We start from the raw sequence: 15,101 nt of genomic DNA on the forward strand, positions 1-15,101 counted from the left end.
CTCCATGCTGTCAGGAGGCGAGGTGGCTCTGCTTCCAGGCGAGCACGGCCCGGGCCGCGGCGTCGACCTTCTCGCGGAAGGCGGGATCGACCTGCGCCCGTGCGATCACCGCCGCGGTCATGGGAGCCGCCTGGTCGGGGTCGTTGGAGATGAGGACGACGTCGACGCCGGCGTCGATCGCGCGCACCGCCCGGTCGCCGACGGCGACGCTCTGCACCTGGACCGCCCTCGACAGGTCGTCGGTCATGGTGACGCCGCGGAACCCGACCCGGTCGCGCAGCAGCGTGAGAACCGCCGGCGAGAAGACGGCCGGCTGCGTCCCATCGATCCGCTGGTAGATCGCCGACGAGACCATGACGACGTCGACGCCGGAGGAGGCCAGATCGCGGTACACCCCGACGTCCGGCGCATCCGGCCCCACCACGTCGTCGGTGACGCCTGCCGTCGTGTCGGTGTTGGCCGTGACATGACCGAGCCCGGGGAAGTGCTTCGCCGTGGACTGCACGCCGGCGTCGCGCAGCCCCGCGGCGAACGCCGACGCGTGGTCGACGACCGTCGCGGCGTCGGAGCCGTACTGACGCTGGAACACCCCGATGGGCGGGTTCTGCGCCGCGGTCCCGGCCGGCACGATGTCGGCGACCGGCGCCAGATCGAGGTTCACCCCCGCGGCGCGCAGCTGCGAGCCCCACTCCCGCGCCTGGGTGCGGAGCGCGTCGGGTGCGATCTGCCCCTGCGCGACGGCGGTCGGGATCCGGTCGAAGCCCGGGCCCTGCAGCACCTGCACCTCGCCGCCCTCCTGGTCGGTCGAGACGATGAGCGGGATGCCGTCCGCCGAGGCCGCCTGAGCCGCCCGGACGACGGCGAGGTTGGCGCTCGCGGGCGCCACCGACCGTCCCTTGAGGAAGATGCCGCCGACGTGGCTGTCGCGGATCGCGGCGAGCGCCGCCGGATCGAGGGTCGTCGCGCTCGTCCCGGCGACGAACAGCTGCCCGACCTCCTGGGCGAGGGTCAGTCCGGCGAGCGGATCGGCGGTCGGCGACGACGTCGATGTGGCCGACGGAGTGCGACGGGGCGACGGCGCGGGGGCCGGGGTGCACGCCACGAGGGCGGCGGAGGCGAGCGCGACCGCCGCGGTGGCGGCCAGAGCGCGGCGGCTGCGGTGCACGGGCGACCTCACACGAACCGCGCCGCGGACTGGAGGCGCGTGCGCACCTCGAACAGATCGGTGCCGCCGATCCCGACACCGGCGATCCCGCGCCGGACCAGGTCGACGAGCCGCGGCCGCTCGACGAGCAGCGCCCGCGCGCCGCGCACACCGCCGAGATCGACGACGCCCTCCGGCGCGGCCCCGTCCGGGACCACGATCACGAGCGCCGTGAACCGGACGCGCGCCTCCCGCGCGAGCGCGCGGGCCCGCACGGAGAGCTCGTGCACCGGGCGCTCGTGCGGGGCGAGCGCCGGGCCGGCGATCTCGCCCCGCTTCACGCTCACCGGCTCGCCCCAGTCTTCGCTGAGCATCGCCCAGAGCCCCGTCGGCCCGAGGACCACATGGTCGATCTTGCCGCCGGCCCCCTGCGGCGACGCGGTGAGGCCGTTCCCGTCGCGTCGCGGATCGTCGGTGCGGAGGTCGTGCCAGACCGTGAACCCCATGCCGAGCGTCGCGAGCGCGCGCGCCGTCTCCTCCTCGGCGACGGCCTCCGCGAGGAGGTGCCGGAGCTCGCGAGGCGCCCGCGCCAGCAGCTGCGGGTCGTACGGGTCGGGGATGTCGACACCCCGGCCCGACCACTCCTGCAGGAGCACGAGGAACTGCTCGCGATACCACCCGCCGGGATGACCGTGCATGCGCGCCGCAGGACGGGTGCCCTCGCCCCGCGGCGGGGCGGCGGGTGCCCAGCTGCGCTCCTCGGCGGCGGGTCGGACTCCGCGGTCGTAGGCCGCGCGGGCGTCGGCCGTGCCGACCAGCTCCCACGCGCGTTGCACCCGGTCGAACTCGAGCGCCGCTCCCCCGGTGTCGGGATGCGTCTCCCGAAGCCGGCGCCGGTAGGCGCGGCGGAGCTCGTCGTCCGTCGCGGTCACGGTGACGCCGAGCACCTCGTACGGGCTCGCGGCGAGCGGGCTGTCGGACATCCGCTCATTCTGCCGGGATGGCGCCGCTGGGCGCCGTGCATACCCTGAACGCATCCCCGGCGTCGCCGCCCAGACCGGCAGGCGGACGCCTCGAGCCGAGGCCGCGTGTGCGTGGCTCAGCGGCCTCCGCCGCCGCCTCCGCCGCCGCCGCCGCCGGAGAATCCGCCGCCGAAGGACCCCCCGAGAAGCTCGAGAACCCCGAGCCCGAGTACGACGGCGCCGGGGCGCTGAGCCCGCGCGTCATCCCGCTGATCACGGGGCTGAACGCCGCGACCGTGAACGCCTGCTGCCCGACGTACCAGTCGGGCTCCTGCTGCACTCGGGCGAGCTCGGTCTGCAGCTCCGCCGTCCAGGAGTCCTCGATGCCCCAGAGGATGGCCCATGGCAGCAGCTGCTCGTGCAGCTTGACGATCTGGCGCCCGTCGGCCGTGTCGATGCGCTCCGCACCCGTCACGCTCTGCAGCACCCGCATCCGGTCGGCCTCGGCGAGCTGCATGTACATGCGCATGCCGAACAGATGGTCGATGAGGTGCTTCGCGCCGTCGGTCGGCTGCCGTCCGCCGACCGCGCCCACGATGCCGAGGATGAGCCCGATCAGCCCGGGCAGGAGCGCCGCGATGCCGAGGAGGATCCCAACCGACCCGCCGGCGACCGCCCCGACGAGGCCGCCGACCACGAGTGCGATAGCGATCCCCATCCATACCTTCGCCGCGGTCGACGAGCGGCGCGGACCGTAGAACTCGTGATCGACCCACGCCGAGGCGGCCGACACGGCGCCGTCGAGCGCCTTGCCGAGTCCGGCGTCGCCGGCGCGCAGGAGATCCCGGGAGGAGCCGGGAGCCGCGTCGGCCGCGAACAACCCGTCGAGGAACCGGCTCTCGAACGCGTCCAGCCCGGACCGGTCGAGCAGCTGCACGGCGTAGTCCGCCTCGTCGCGCCCGTGACCCGTCGGATAGCCGAGGAGCCGAACCCGCCCGCGCACGGCGAGGTCCACGAGCTCCGCCGGTCGCGCCGCCACTGCTCGGTTCAGCAGCCGAGCGGCAGGCAGGATGCCGAGCCGCAGCGGCGGCGCGTACTCGGGCACGATGATCTCGCCCGCCCTCGGCCGCCGCGAGCGGCCGAGGACGAAGGCCACGATCCCCGGCACCAGAGCGCCGCCGCCGCCGAGGGTGAGCACGATGGTCCAGGCCGGCGGCCAGTCGATCGGTCGGGAGGTCTCGGGGCTGCGCGGCGTCCCCTCGACGAAGGTGCCGCGGGCGAACCCGATGGCGACCGTGAGGTTCTCGTGGGCGGCGAGGTCCCGGGCCGAGGCGGTGAGGACGGCCGGCTCCGCCGGAGCCCCGGTCGGTGCCGGCGCCGGCGTCGCGGTCGGGTCGGGCACGCCCGTTCCCGTGATGCCGCCGGTGCACCACGTCGTCGCGTTCTCGGGCCCCTGGTAGCAGGCCTGCCGACCGGTGAGCGACGGGACGAGGTCCGGAGCGATCTCGACGCGGGCGCTCACCTCCGCGAACGGCTGCGCCCAGCCGGTGCCGTTGACGTCCCAGTAGAACTCGTCGGAGCCGGTGTCGGCGAAGGAGCGGATCGTGTCCGACTGGGTGTAGCGGATGACGTAGGTCGTCGCCCCGTGGACGTACGCGTCGGTGCCGAGCGACAGCGTCACGAACCGCTCGTCGCGACTCGTGTCGTAGGGCACGGCCCGTCCGGACCCGTCGGTGACCGACTGCACTCGGGTGTCGAGCGGCACGCCGCCGTACTCGTCCGGGATCGCGCGGACGATCCCGCGGTTCTGATCCGGCTGAGGGAAGAGGGCCACGATGGTCTCGGTGACGCTCAGCCGCGCATGACGGTCCGCAGCGCGCGACAGCGAGTAATCGGCGTCGAAGGAGCGGAACGAGAAGTCGTTCACGTCGCCGGGCAGCCCCGCGACGGCGGCCGCCGCGACGCGGGGCGATGCGGCCGCGACGAGGGGCGACGCGCCGATCGCCACGAGGACGAGGAGAGCGCCGGCGGCGGTGAGGAGGCGTCGCATCCCCCCCGACCCTAGTCAGGTGTCGAGCTCGTGCAGCAGTTCCTTCGCCGCCTTCTCGATGTCGTCGTGGTCGTACTGACCCGCGCGGCTCTCGAGCGAGATGACGGCGCAGCGGTGCACCCGGGCGAGGTCGCCGTAGGGGAAGCTGTAGCGCTTCTTGGTCTCCTCGCCCGCCTCGACGTCGACGCCGAGATGCCACAGCGCGTACTCGTCCCAGCCGTGCTTCTCGAGCCACGCGTTCTCGTCGTCGACGGAGGGCGCGTGCCCGCTCCAGTCGTCGCGCTCGTCCTTCATGGTGCGACCCTTCGAGATGAGCTCCTTCGCGTGCCGGAGCGCAGCGCGGTTCAGCGTGACGGTCATGGGCGCGACGCTACGCGCGCGCTCGGCGGCGCCCCGGGGCGCGGAGGCGACGCGCAGGTCCGCGTCCGACGAGCGTCGTGACACGTGCGTAGGCTCGACGCATGCGCGTCGCCCCGAGCCTCGAAGTCCTCCGCGCGGAGGCGCAGGACGAGCTCGGCACGGTCGTCGAAGAGCGCCTGCGCGGCGGCGAGGATCCCTGGGCCTTCATGCACGAGATGCCGACGGTGGACGAGATGGTCGTCCTGCTCCTGCACGGCGAGCTCGCCCCCGACGCGACGACGACCGACGCGGCGCTCGACCGGGTGATCGGCGCCTACCCGGCGCTCCGCCCCACGGTCGACGGGCTCCGCGACCGCATCGACGACATCCGGCGCTCCGCATGACCGCGACGTCGGCGCTCGCCCTCCTCCGCTTCGACGGCGACCGCACGATCGGGCACGACCTCGTCGACCCGGCCTCCCCGGTGCTCTCGGCGCTCGATCTCGCCGCCACCCGCGGCGATGGGGTCTTCGAGACCATCAGCGTGGGCCACGGCCACCCGCAGGCGTTCGAGGCCCACCTCGCCCGGTTCGTCCGCTCGGCCGCGAAGCTCGACCTGCCGGAGCCCGACGTCGACGTCTGGCGTGCCGCGGTCCTCGCGGTCGCCGCGGTGATCGGCCCGGTTCCGGAGGCGTTCGTGAAGACCGTGCTGAGCCGCGGGATCGAGGGCGGCTCGTCACCGACCGGCTGGGCGTACGGCGCCGTCGCCCCCGACCACACGGCGGCCCGCACGCGCGGCGTCCACGCGATCCTCCTCGACCGCGGGTTCCGCTCGGACGCCGGAGCGGCGGCGCCCTGGCTGCTCGTCGGGGCGAAGACCCTGAGCTACGGCATCAACCGCGCGGCGGCGCGCGAGGCGGCGAAGCGCGGTGCTGACGACGTCGTGTTCGTCTCCACCGACGGGCTGCTCCTCGAGGGTCCGACCGCCAATGTCGTGATCCTGCGCGACGGGAGGCTGCTCACCCCGCCGCTCGACGCCGGCATCCTGCCCGGCACCACGCAGGCCGACCTATTCGACTGGGCGCCGTCGCGGGGTCTCGAGCCCCTTTACCAGCCGCTGCGGCCGCGCGACCTGCTCGACGCCGACGCCGCGTGGCTCCTGTCGAGCGTCCGGCACGCCGCCCCGATCAACGCGGTCGATCACGCCCCGCTGACGATGGATCGCGAGCTCACCGACGCCATGAACGACTTCCTCAGCGCCCGGACCGCCTGAATGCGCCGGATCGTCGGCGCGGTCCGCATCGTCGCGGGTCTCGCGCTGCTCGCGACGGTGGTCGCCCAGATCGCCGATGAGCTCGCGCACGCCGCGTTCCTGCCGTCGCGGTACTTCGCGTACTTCACCATCCAGACGGCGCTCATCGACGTGGTCGTGCTGCTCGTCGGCGGATGGTGGGCCGTGCGCCGACCGCGCGACACCCGGCTCCTCACGACCGTCGCGATGTGCACCGTCGTCTACGCGGTCGTGACGACGGTCGTGTACAACGCGCTGCTGCGCGGGATCGTCGCGCCCGGCTACGAGTCGCCGGACTGGATGAACGAGATGCTGCACGTCGTCATCCCGATCCTCCTGATCGTCGACTGGATCGTCGCGCCGGGCCGCGAGCGCCTGCGCGGGCGCGCGGTGTGGTGGATCGTGGCGTACCCGCTCGCCTGGATCGCGTTCACGATGATCCGCGGCGGGATCGACCGCTGGTACCCGTACCCGTTCCTCGAGCCGGCCGGCCCGAACGGCGTTCCCGGGGTCGTGGCCTACATCGTCGGCCTGGCCGCGGCCATGATCGCGCTCGCCTTTGTGGCGGTGCTCCGCACCCGGCCCCGCGAGCCCAAGCTCCAGCAGAGACCCGACGCCGGCCCGTAGGTCCTCGGCTCCGGAGAGTACTGGCGGCGGCGCCTCGTCCGCGCGACCGGTTCTACCCCCGTATCGCGGTCCGCGTCATCGACGAGGCTGCCGCCGCCGCTAGTCCCCCGACTAGTGCATGACCAGATTAGGCAGGGGGACAAGGATATGTATGCCCCCATTGAGGGTGTCCGCCGCGATGCGGACAAATCGGGGTACAGATCGGGCACGACGAAAGGCCCCCGATCGCCGCGCCCTCCCGGCGTGCGCCGGATGGAGCTCGGGCCCGAGGGCCTTTCTGTCACCTCAATCGATCAGCCCATCGGACTCATCTCCTTCAGTGAGGACGACGGTACTCCCGGCTGGATCGAAGGGGAACGGGTGAAGTCTCGCCAGAAGGTTGAAGGTTGAAGGTGCCTCAGACCGTGTCGCGGAGGAGCGCCATGAGGGCCTCGAGCTGGACCGACCCCTCGGCCGCCTCGTCGACGGTCGCGCCGTCGAGGGCGCGCGCCGCGAGCCCGGCCTTCGCGTCGATGAGCTCCGAGATCCGCCCGTCGAGCGTGCCCGCCGCGATGATCCGCCACGCCGTGACGGGCAGCTCCTGCCCGATGCGGTGCACGCGGTCGATCGCCTGGGTCTGCTCGGCGTTCGTCCACGAGAGCTCGGCGAGCACGACGTTCGACGCGACCTGCAGGTTGATGCCCACGCCGGCCGCCGTCAGGGAGCAGACGATGACCGACACCTCGGGATCGTTCGTGAACGCGTCGATCGCGGCGGTCCGGGCCTTCGGCGACTGGTCGCCGCGGATCGAGACCGTGCGGAGCCCGGCCGAACGGAAGTGCGCCTCGGCCGCGTCCATGACGTCGATGTGCTTCGCGAAGAACACGACCTTGCCCACGTTCCGGGCCAGATTGACGGTGTAGTCGGCCGCCGGGGTCGCCTTGGCCTGGCCGATGCGCCGGACCATCGTGAAGACGTTGTCGCCGCTGCCGTCGCCGCTCGCCTGCCGCGTCTCCTCGAGCTCGGCCGCCGCCACCAGGCGGATGACGTCGTCGCGACCGAGGTCGGGTCGCGCGGCGGAGAGGCGACGATACCGCTCCGCGAGGCGCGCCACGAGGGCCGCCTCGGCGGCACGGATCGACCGGCCCGCCTCGCCCTCGAGCTCGACGGGGATGTCGGCGATGCGCCGCGCCGGGATGTCGGCCGCGACGTCCTCCTTGCGCCGGCGCACGATGCCCATCTCGACGACGGCCTCGCGCGCGGCGGCGAAGAAGCCCGGCTCGCCCGGGTCGAGCTCCGTGTCCTCCAGCCGGCGCATGAGTTCCGGCAGCGGCTTCTTCTCATCGATCCAGCCGAGGTACTGCCAGATCATCCGGAAGTCCTCGATCTGGTTGATCAGGGGCGTGCCGGTCAGTGCGATGAAGAGCGCCTTCGGGGTGACCGCGCGGATGCTGCGGGCCAGCGACTGCACATTGCGCGAGCGCTGCGACTCCTTGTTCTTGATGAAGTGCGCCTCGTCGACGATCATCCCCTTGAAGCCGCGGCGGCTGAGCCACGCGACGTGCCGATCGAGGATCTCGTAGTTGACGATCACGATGTCGGCGAACGCGTCGATGTCGTCGCCGTCGCCGTTGACGATCGTCGCGACGCGCTTCGGGGTCCACTTCTCGACCTCGCGCGCCCAGTTGACCTTGACGACGTTCGGCACGACGACCAGCAGCGGGAACGAGTGCGTCACATCGGCGGCGAGCAGCGCCTGCGCCGTCTTGCCGAGTCCCGGCTCGTCGGCGAGCAGGTACGTGCGGTGGCCTTCGCGGGCGCTCTCGACGAAACGCGCCTGGTGGATCATCAACTCGAGCCGCCCCGGCGTGTCGAGCGTGCGCGGCGCGGGCAGCGTCATCGACGCCGCTCCCCCGCCCATCTCGAACGAACGGAACAGCGGATCCATGAGCTCCCAGTTGGCCAGTCGACCGGAGGTGGCCGGCTGCGCCGCGACCGCGCTGAAGTCCGGGGCCAGGAACGGGTTCGACATCTGGTACTGCCGCACCGACTGCGGCACGACCTGGCGCTCCTCGGCGGCCGGCTTCGGCGCCGTCTCCGTCACGACGATGAGGTCGTCGGGGCTGAGCTCCGCGCCCGCGTCGAGCAGCATCGCCCGGCGCAGCTCCTGCGCGGCGGGACTGAGCGGCGCCGTGTCAGTAAGGAGCGGGATGAGGGTCGAGTCGCGCGCCACGGTCTTCGCCATGATCGTCGCGATCCCCTCAAGCCGCGTCACCTCCTTGGTGCGCTCGGCGTCGGTCAGGCCGGTGTCGGTCTTGATGCGGGCGCGCTCCTCGCGCACGAGGGCCGCCACGACGCGGAACCGGGTGCGACCGGTGGGCCCGACCTTGCCGCGCTCCGCGGCGTTCTCGATCTCGCGCACAGTGCGCGCGAGGACGGGGATGATGCCCGTCTCGTCCTGGTGGGCGCGTCGACGCGTCGCGGGACGGCGGGTCGCGTTCTTGCGCTGACCCGACTTCTGGCCGGATGAGGCCATTGCTCTCCTCGGGCGGCGGGTCGACCCCGTCGCCGGCTGTGTCGAATGCGCGGAATCCGCATCGGTCGAAGCGGATCCCCCCTGATCCCGGCTTGGCCGGTCGGGGTGTGCGCACGAATATGTTAGCGCACGCGCGATCCCGGACGAGGAAGGCGCACGCGGCGGCGCGGCACGGGGTGCTGCCGCGGCCTCACGCGTCCTTCGGCGCGCTCTTCACGCGGATGAGGATCGCGCACAGGATGAACACCGCGACCGCCCCGAACTGCCCGGCGACCCACCACTGCCCGTGCCAGAGGAACGGGACGACCGGATTCCAGATGACGACGACGGCGGCGAGGAACGGCAGCGCCCACCACGCGCGGCCCTGGATCGCGAACCACCCCACGATCGCGGCCAGGATGGCGGCGCCGTAGCGGATCCAGAGGAACCCCGACTCGGTGTCGAGCAGCGCCAGTCCCGCGAGCACGACGATCGCCCCGAGCAGGCCGGGGGCCAGCGCCATCCGCCGCGACACCGGATCCTTGTACCGGTCCGCGGGACGCCGCGCGGGCGTTGTGCGCGGAGGCTGCGCACCGCTACCTCGGCCGCCGCCGAGGGGCGCGGATCCGGCCGGAGGTCGACGGCTGCTCATCGCGGACCAGGATATCCGGGTCGGCGGCGCCTGCCGTCGGCCCGGGGTCTCAGGCCTGCGGGCCCAGGTCCTTCAACGGCCGGACCGCGGGCCCCTCCAGCACGGTGCCGTCCGGGGCGAAGCGGGACCCGTGGGCGGGGCAGTCCCAGCTGCCCTCGAAGTCGTTCCAGGTCACGATCGCGCCGAGGTGCGGGCAGATGGCGCACAGCTCGCGCGTCGTGCCGTTCACGGTCGACACCGCGACCGGGCGGACCCCGACGCGGCCGACCTCGCCCATCCCCTCGAGCGGCGCGGCGCCCTTCGGTCGCGCGAGCGCCCCGAGCCACCCGCGGAGGTACGAGCTCGCCACGGCGGCGTTCTCGCCGATCCCGGCCGCAAAGGTCTGCGGGAGCGTGGGGCGGCGGTGCAGGATCCGCTGCCAGTCGGTCGGCGTCCAGCCGCCCTCCTCCCCCAGGATGTCACTCGCGAGCGTCAGCGCCGTCGCGACGCCGTTGGTCATGCCCCACTTGTCGAACCCGGTCGCGAGGTAGACGCGCCCGCGCCCGCGGGGCAGCCAGCCGACGAACGGGATGCCGTGCGGCGTCATGCGGTCCTGGGCGCTCCAGGAGGCGACGGGCTCCGCGCCCGGCCAATGCCGAAGGGTCCAGGCGGTGAGCTCCTCCGCCGACCGTCGCGGGCTCGGCTCCCGCCCGACCGCGTGGCCGAATCCCCCGGTCAGGAGGAGCGGCCCGGAGGTGCGGATGCTGCGGCTCGGCTGCTCCACGTCGAGGAACATGCCGTCCGGCAGCTGCTCCGCGGGCACCCGCCACGCTTGCGCGTAGCTGCGCTGCGCGGAGGTCTTCGCCCAGTACAGGCCGCGGTCGAGGATCGGGATGTTCGTGGCGAGGACCACCTTGTCGGCGTCGAGCGTGCCCGCGGAGGTCAGCACCTCGACCGGCGACGCGGCGTGCACCGCACGTACGCGCACGCCCTCGACCACGAGGCCGCCCGCCTCCCGCACGGCTGCGACGAGCGCCGCGAGCAGGCGCATCGGATCGAGCTGCGCCTGGTCGCGGAGCCGCACCGCGCCCGTGGTCTCGAAGGGGAGGTCGACCCGGTCGACGAGCTCGACCGGGATCCCGACGGCGCGCGCCGCGCGGCGCTCCGCCTCGACCCGCGCCCTCCCGTCGCGCGTCGTGGCGTAGCTGTACGCGTCGCGGCGCTCCACCTCGACGCCGGCGCTCGCGCAGAAGTCGAGGAGCCAGTCGAAGCCGGCCGCCTGGCTGTCGGCGTAGGCGCGCGCGACCGCCGCGATGTTGCGGCTGCGCACGAAGTCGGAGTGCGCGCCCTGCAGCCGGGAGACCTTCGCGGTGGTGCGTCCGGTCGTGCCCGCGCCGATCCTTCGGGCCTCGATCGCCACGACGCGGCGCCCCGCGCGGGCGAAGAGCAGCGCCGTGACGAGTCCGGCGATGCCGGCGCCGATCACCGCCAGGTCGACGTGGTCGGCGTCGGGGAACTCGTCGGAGGCGATCGTCGGGGCGGTCTGCTGCCAGAGGGACTCCATGGCGCCACGCTAGGCGCGCCGCGCGAACGGGCCACGGACTCCCGGCGACCTACCATCAAGGAATGAGCGACGGCGCCGATCCGCGGGTCGAGCGCCTGCGCGCGCAGTTGCGGGTCCCCACGGTGTCGCGTGCCGACGACAGCGCCGACGGCGCCTCGTTCGAGCGGTACCGGGCGCTGCTGCGGGAGCACTACCCGCGGGTCTTCGGCGGCCTCGAGGTCGAGGAGGTGGCGGGCGGCGTCGGTCTGCTGCTGCGCTGGCCGGGTCGGAGCCCGGGCGCCGCGGCGGTGCTCATGGCCCACTACGACACGGTGCCGGCCGACGAACCGGGCTGGACGCATCCGCCGTTCGACGCGACCATGACCCGGGAGGGCGACGACCGTCGGATCTGGGCCCGGGGCTCCATCGACGACAAGAACGCGGTGGCGGGCGTGCTCGAGGCGGTGGAGGCGCTGCTCGCGGAGGGGTTCCGGCCCGAGCACGACGTGTGGCTCAGCTTCGGCGGCGACGAGGAGGTCCTCGGGCGGGCGGCGGAGGCGGCGTCGCGCGCGCTGCAGGAGCGCGGCGTGCGGGCGCGGCTCGTGCTCGACGAGGGCGGCGCGATCGTCCGGGGGCAGTTCCCGGGTGTCGCCGAGCCCACCGCGGCGATCGGGCTGAGCGAGAAGGGCATCGGCTCCGTGGAGCTCACGGTGCGGCAGCACGGCGGGCACGCGGCGCACCCGCCCCGCAGCGGCGTCACCGCGACGACCCGGCTCGCGGCGGCGATCACCGCGATCTCCCGACCGTCGCGGGCCGCGATCCCGCCCGTCCTCGAGGCGATGTTCGAGGTGCTCGGCCCGCGGGCGCGCGGCCTCGTCGGATTCGCGTACCGGCATCCACGACTGATGCGGCCCCTGCTGCTGCGCGCGCTCGCCCGCGGGAGCGACGAGACACACGCGATGATCCGCACCACGCGGGTCGTGTCGCGACTGCAGGGTGCCGCGGCCGACAACGTGCTCCCGGAGACGGCACGCGCGATCGTCAACGTGCGCGTCGCGATCGGCGAGCGCCTCGACGACGCGGTCGACGAGATCCGGCGGCTCGTCGGACCGGACGTCGAGGTGCGGCTGGTCGGCGGGTCGGATCCGTCGCCCGTCTCCCCGATCGACGGCGAGGGCTGGCGGCTCCTCTGCGCGGCGCTCGCGGCGTCGCACCCGGAGGTGCTGCCGGCGCCGTACGGGATGCTCGGCGCCACCGACGGACGCCACTTCACCCCGCTCGGGCCGGTCTACCGGTTCTTCCCGTTCGAACTGACCAACGCGGAGCTCGGCGGCCTGCACGCGATCGACGAGAGCATCCGCGTGTCGTCGTACCTCCGCGGCCTCCGCTTCTACGAGGAGCTCCTCCTCCGCCTCTGACCCCTCCCCGTGCGACTTGTTGCACGCGCGGTGAGACTCTGCCCCGCGAACGGCACGCCGGAGCGCGGGAGCTCGGTACCCCGGAACTCCGACGCCGGCTCGGTGCACCGGAACTCCCGACGCCCGAGTCCGGTTCACCGAGACTCGGAGACGCGGAGCTCGGAGACCGCCGAATTCGATCCACCGGCTCCGTGACCCATCGCTGCCGCCCCCCGAGCCGCACGCGTCCGAAGTCGCATCCGCAGCGCGGAATCTCGCCGCGCGTGCGACTTGTTGCACGGGGGCGTGGGACGGGTCAGATCAGCGACTTGGTGTGCCAGACGGTCTTGGTCTCGGTGAAGGCGAGGATCCGCTGCAGCGACGGCGCCGGCACGCCGGGTTCGGGCGACACGACGCGCTTCAGTGTGTCGGCCGCCGCGATCTCGAGGTCGACCCACTCGATCGAGCCGGCACCCGTGAGGTCGAGCGCGTTGACGTCGGCGTGCGACGCGAGCCACGGCGCGATCTCGGCCGGCGACCCGGTGAGCACATTGACGACGCCGCCGGGCAGATCGCTCGTGGCGAGGACCTCGGCGAGGCTGATGGCGCTCAGCGGGTGCGCCCGATCGGCGATCACCACGACCGCGTTGCCGGCGACCAGCGCGGGCGCGACCGTCGCGACGAGCCCGAGCAGACTCGCACCCTTCGCCTCCTGCGGCGCCACGATCGCGACGACGCCCGTCGGCTCCGGCACCGACAGGTTGAAGTACGGGCCGGCGACCGGGTTGCCGGAGCCCGCGACCTGCGTGAACTTGTCGGTCCAGCCCGCGTACCAGACCCACAGGTCGATGGCGGCGTCGACCTGGGCGGCGGCCTGGGCCGCGGTGACGCCCTCCGACGCCCGGATCTCCTCGACGAACTGCGCGTGACGGCCCTCGAGAACCTCGGCGATCCGGTACAGCACCTGGCCGCGGTTGTAGGCCGTGGCGCCCGACCAGCCGGCGACGGCCGCGCGGGCCGCGACCACGGCATCCCGCGCGTCCTTCCGGGAGGCGAGCGACGCGTTCGCGAGGAAGGCGCCCTTCGGCGTCGCCACCTCGTAGGTGCGCCCCGACTCGCTGCGCGGGAACTTCCCGCCGATCGCGAGCTTGTACGTCTTGGGGATCGTCAGTCGCTCGGCCATCAGTTGCCGCCCTTCAGGTACGCGGTGAGACCGTGGCGGCCGCCCTCGCGGCCGTAGCCGGACTCCTTGTAGCCGCCGAACGGGCTCGACGGGTCGAAACGGTTGAAGGTGTTCGCCCACACGACGCCGGCGCGCAGTCGGTCCGCGACGGCGAGGATCTTGGATCCCTTGTCGCTCCAGATGCCGGCCGACAGCCCGTAGGGCGTGTTGTTCGCCTTCGTGATCGCCTCGGCCGGGGTGCGGAAGGTGAGGACCGAGAGCACCGGCCCGAAGATCTCCTCGCGCGCGATCGTCGACGACGTCGACACGTTGTCGAAGATCGTCGGCGCGAACCAGAACCCGTTCTCGGGGATCGCGCACGGGGCGCTCCAGCGCTCGGCGCCCTCCTGCTCGCCGAGGTCGCTGAGCGCCCGGATGCGGTCGAGCTGCTCACGGGAGTTGATCGCGCCGATGTCGGTGTTCTTGTCGAGCGGGTCGCCGAGCCGGAGCGTCGCCATGCGCTGCTTCAGGCGGTCGACGACCTCGTCGTGGATGCTCTCCTGGACGAGGAGCCGGCTCCCGGCGCAGCAGACGTGGCCTTGGTTGAAGAAGATGCCGTTGACGATCCCCTCGACGGCCTGGTCGATCGGGGCGTCGTCGAAGACGATGTTCGCCGCCTTGCCACCGAGCTCGAGGGTGACCTTCTTGTGCGTTCCGGCGATCGTCTTCGCGATCTCGCGGCCGACCGCGGTCGAGCCGGTGAAGGCGACCTTGTCGACGCCGGGGTGGCGCACGAGCGCCTGGCCGGTGGCGCCGGCGCCCGTCACGATGTTCACGACGCCCGGCGGCAGGTCGGCCTGCTGCACGATCTCGGCGAACAGCAGCGCGGTGAGCGGGGTCGTCTCGGCGGGCTTCAGCACCACGGTGTTGCCCGCCGCGAGCGCCGGGGCGATCTTCCACGCGAGCATCATGAGCGGGAAGTTCCACGGGATGACCTGCGCGGCGACGCCGAGCGGGCGCGGGTTCGCGCCGAGGCCCGCGTAGTCGAGCTTGTCGGCCCATCCGGCGTAGTAGAAGAACCAGGCGGCGACGAGCGGGACGTCGACGTCGCGGCTCTCCTTGATGGGTTTGCCGTTGTCGAGGCTCTCGGCGACGGCGAGCTCGCGGGCCCGCTCCTGCACGAGGCGCGCGATGCGGAAGAGGTACTTGCCGCGGTCGGTGCCCGACATCCTCGACCAGGTGCGGTCGTAGGCGCGGCGCGCGGCCGCGACCGCGAGGTCGACGTCGTGGTCGTCGGCGGTCGCGATCTCGGCGAGCCGCTCCTCCGTCGCGGGCGAGACCGTGGCGAAGGGCTCGCCGTGGCCGTCGACCCAATCGCCGTCGACGAACAGGCCGTACGACGGGCGCAGCTGCACGATCGCGCGCGATTCCGGCGCCGGTGCGTATTCCAGGAACGACATA

At 73.1% G+C, this 15,101-nt stretch carries 13 protein-coding genes; 4 read left to right on the forward strand and 9 right to left on the reverse strand.

What is annotated here, in order from left to right:
• Positions 1–10 precede the first annotated feature (10 nt).
• From ACTHM3_RS06000 to ACTHM3_RS06015, 4 genes are read right to left on the reverse strand one after another with little or no spacing between them, the layout of a single operon-like run.
• A complete protein-coding gene (locus ACTHM3_RS06000; RefSeq protein WP_440405196.1) occupies positions 11–1,165 on the reverse strand; it encodes a glycoside hydrolase family 3 N-terminal domain-containing protein in 1,155 nt (384 codons plus the stop codon).
• A gap of 8 nt (positions 1,166–1,173) precedes the next feature.
• The gene (locus ACTHM3_RS06005) at positions 1,174–2,127 is read right to left on the reverse strand and encodes a J domain-containing protein (protein WP_440405197.1); all 954 of its coding nucleotides are present in this window, start codon (positions 2,125–2,127) and stop codon (positions 1,174–1,176) included.
• Between the two features lie 4 nt (positions 2,128–2,131).
• Positions 2,132–4,156, reverse strand: a complete 2,025-nt coding sequence (locus ACTHM3_RS06010) for a DUF2207 domain-containing protein (RefSeq protein ID WP_440405198.1) — start codon at positions 4,154–4,156, stop codon at positions 2,132–2,134.
• Between the two features lie 15 nt (positions 4,157–4,171).
• On the reverse strand, positions 4,172–4,516 hold the full coding sequence (locus tag ACTHM3_RS06015) for a hypothetical protein (RefSeq protein WP_440405199.1): 345 nt from the start codon (positions 4,514–4,516) through the stop codon (positions 4,172–4,174).
• Between the two features lie 101 nt (positions 4,517–4,617).
• Here ACTHM3_RS06015 and ACTHM3_RS06020 point away from each other — a divergent pair, with 101 nt between their 5' ends.
• Genes ACTHM3_RS06020 through ACTHM3_RS06030 form a run of 3 tightly spaced genes read left to right on the forward strand, consistent with a single transcriptional unit; the run spans position 4,618 to position 6,413 of the window.
• Complete coding sequence (locus ACTHM3_RS06020) at positions 4,618–4,899, forward strand: tryptophan synthase subunit alpha (RefSeq protein ID WP_440405200.1); 282 nt, start codon at positions 4,618–4,620, stop codon at positions 4,897–4,899.
• On the forward strand, positions 4,896–5,768 hold the full coding sequence (locus tag ACTHM3_RS06025; RefSeq protein WP_440405201.1) for an aminotransferase class IV: 873 nt from the start codon (positions 4,896–4,898) through the stop codon (positions 5,766–5,768). Before ACTHM3_RS06020 ends, ACTHM3_RS06025 begins: the two co-directional genes overlap by 4 nt.
• Positions 5,769–6,413 carry a Pr6Pr family membrane protein gene (locus ACTHM3_RS06030; RefSeq protein WP_440405202.1) on the forward strand — a complete coding sequence of 215 codons (645 nt, stop codon included), beginning with the start codon at positions 5,769–5,771 and terminating at the stop codon, positions 6,411–6,413.
• A 397-nt stretch (positions 6,414–6,810) separates the two neighbouring features.
• Here ACTHM3_RS06030 and ACTHM3_RS06035 read toward each other — a convergent pair whose 3' ends face one another.
• From ACTHM3_RS06035 to ACTHM3_RS06045, 3 genes are all read right to left on the reverse strand, one after another.
• Complete coding sequence (locus ACTHM3_RS06035; protein ID WP_440405203.1) at positions 6,811–8,928, reverse strand: DEAD/DEAH box helicase; 2,118 nt, start codon at positions 8,926–8,928, stop codon at positions 6,811–6,813.
• A gap of 190 nt (positions 8,929–9,118) precedes the next feature.
• Positions 9,119–9,442, reverse strand: coding sequence for a DUF6804 family protein (locus tag ACTHM3_RS06040; RefSeq protein ID WP_440405204.1), 324 nt, complete (start codon positions 9,440–9,442; stop codon positions 9,119–9,121).
• Positions 9,443–9,608: 166 nt separating this feature from the next.
• On the reverse strand, positions 9,609–11,102 hold the full coding sequence (locus tag ACTHM3_RS06045; RefSeq protein WP_440405205.1) for an FAD-dependent oxidoreductase: 1,494 nt from the start codon (positions 11,100–11,102) through the stop codon (positions 9,609–9,611).
• A 62-nt stretch (positions 11,103–11,164) separates the two neighbouring features.
• Here ACTHM3_RS06045 and ACTHM3_RS06050 point away from each other — a divergent pair, with 62 nt between their 5' ends.
• Positions 11,165–12,499: a M20/M25/M40 family metallo-hydrolase gene (locus ACTHM3_RS06050; protein ID WP_440405206.1), complete on the forward strand. Its 1,335-nt coding sequence runs from the start codon at positions 11,165–11,167 to the stop codon at positions 12,497–12,499.
• Between the two features lie 295 nt (positions 12,500–12,794).
• Here the strand turns inward: ACTHM3_RS06050 and ACTHM3_RS06055 are convergent, their stop codons facing one another.
• Positions 12,795–13,661 carry an aldehyde dehydrogenase family protein gene (locus tag ACTHM3_RS06055; protein ID WP_440405207.1) on the reverse strand — a complete coding sequence of 289 codons (867 nt, stop codon included), beginning with the start codon at positions 13,659–13,661 and terminating at the stop codon, positions 12,795–12,797.
• Positions 13,661–15,100 carry an aldehyde dehydrogenase family protein gene (locus tag ACTHM3_RS06060; RefSeq protein WP_440405208.1) on the reverse strand — a complete coding sequence of 480 codons (1,440 nt, stop codon included), beginning with the start codon at positions 15,098–15,100 and terminating at the stop codon, positions 13,661–13,663. Before ACTHM3_RS06060 ends, ACTHM3_RS06055 begins: the two co-directional genes overlap by 1 nt.
• Position 15,101: the final 1 nt, after the last annotated feature.

Source organism: Pseudolysinimonas sp. (assembly GCF_051954455.1).
Classification (GTDB): domain Bacteria; phylum Actinomycetota; class Actinomycetes; order Actinomycetales; family Microbacteriaceae; genus Pseudolysinimonas.

Excerpts from the sequence above, each read along its gene's own strand:
- ACTHM3_RS06025 (WP_440405201.1), top strand. The coding sequence starts at position 4,896 with ATGACCGCGACGTCGGCGCTCGCCCTCCTCCGCTTCGACGGCGACCGC.
- ACTHM3_RS06020 (WP_440405200.1), top strand. The coding sequence starts at position 4,618 with ATGCGCGTCGCCCCGAGCCTCGAAGTCCTCCGCGCGGAGGCGCAGGAC.
- ACTHM3_RS06050 (WP_440405206.1), top strand. The coding sequence starts at position 11,165 with ATGAGCGACGGCGCCGATCCGCGGGTCGAGCGCCTGCGCGCGCAGTTG.
- ACTHM3_RS06035 (WP_440405203.1), bottom strand. The coding sequence starts at position 8,928 with ATGGCCTCATCCGGCCAGAAGTCGGGTCAGCGCAAGAACGCGACCCGC.
- ACTHM3_RS06010 (WP_440405198.1), bottom strand. The coding sequence starts at position 4,156 with ATGCGACGCCTCCTCACCGCCGCCGGCGCTCTCCTCGTCCTCGTGGCG.
- ACTHM3_RS06030 (WP_440405202.1), top strand. The coding sequence starts at position 5,769 with ATGCGCCGGATCGTCGGCGCGGTCCGCATCGTCGCGGGTCTCGCGCTG.
- ACTHM3_RS06060 (WP_440405208.1), bottom strand. The coding sequence starts at position 15,100 with ATGTCGTTCCTGGAATACGCACCGGCGCCGGAATCGCGCGCGATCGTG.
- ACTHM3_RS06015 (WP_440405199.1), bottom strand. The coding sequence starts at position 4,516 with ATGACCGTCACGCTGAACCGCGCTGCGCTCCGGCACGCGAAGGAGCTC.
- ACTHM3_RS06055 (WP_440405207.1), bottom strand. The coding sequence starts at position 13,661 with ATGGCCGAGCGACTGACGATCCCCAAGACGTACAAGCTCGCGATCGGC.
- ACTHM3_RS06005 (WP_440405197.1), bottom strand. The coding sequence starts at position 2,127 with ATGTCCGACAGCCCGCTCGCCGCGAGCCCGTACGAGGTGCTCGGCGTC.
- ACTHM3_RS06045 (WP_440405205.1), bottom strand. The coding sequence starts at position 11,102 with ATGGAGTCCCTCTGGCAGCAGACCGCCCCGACGATCGCCTCCGACGAG.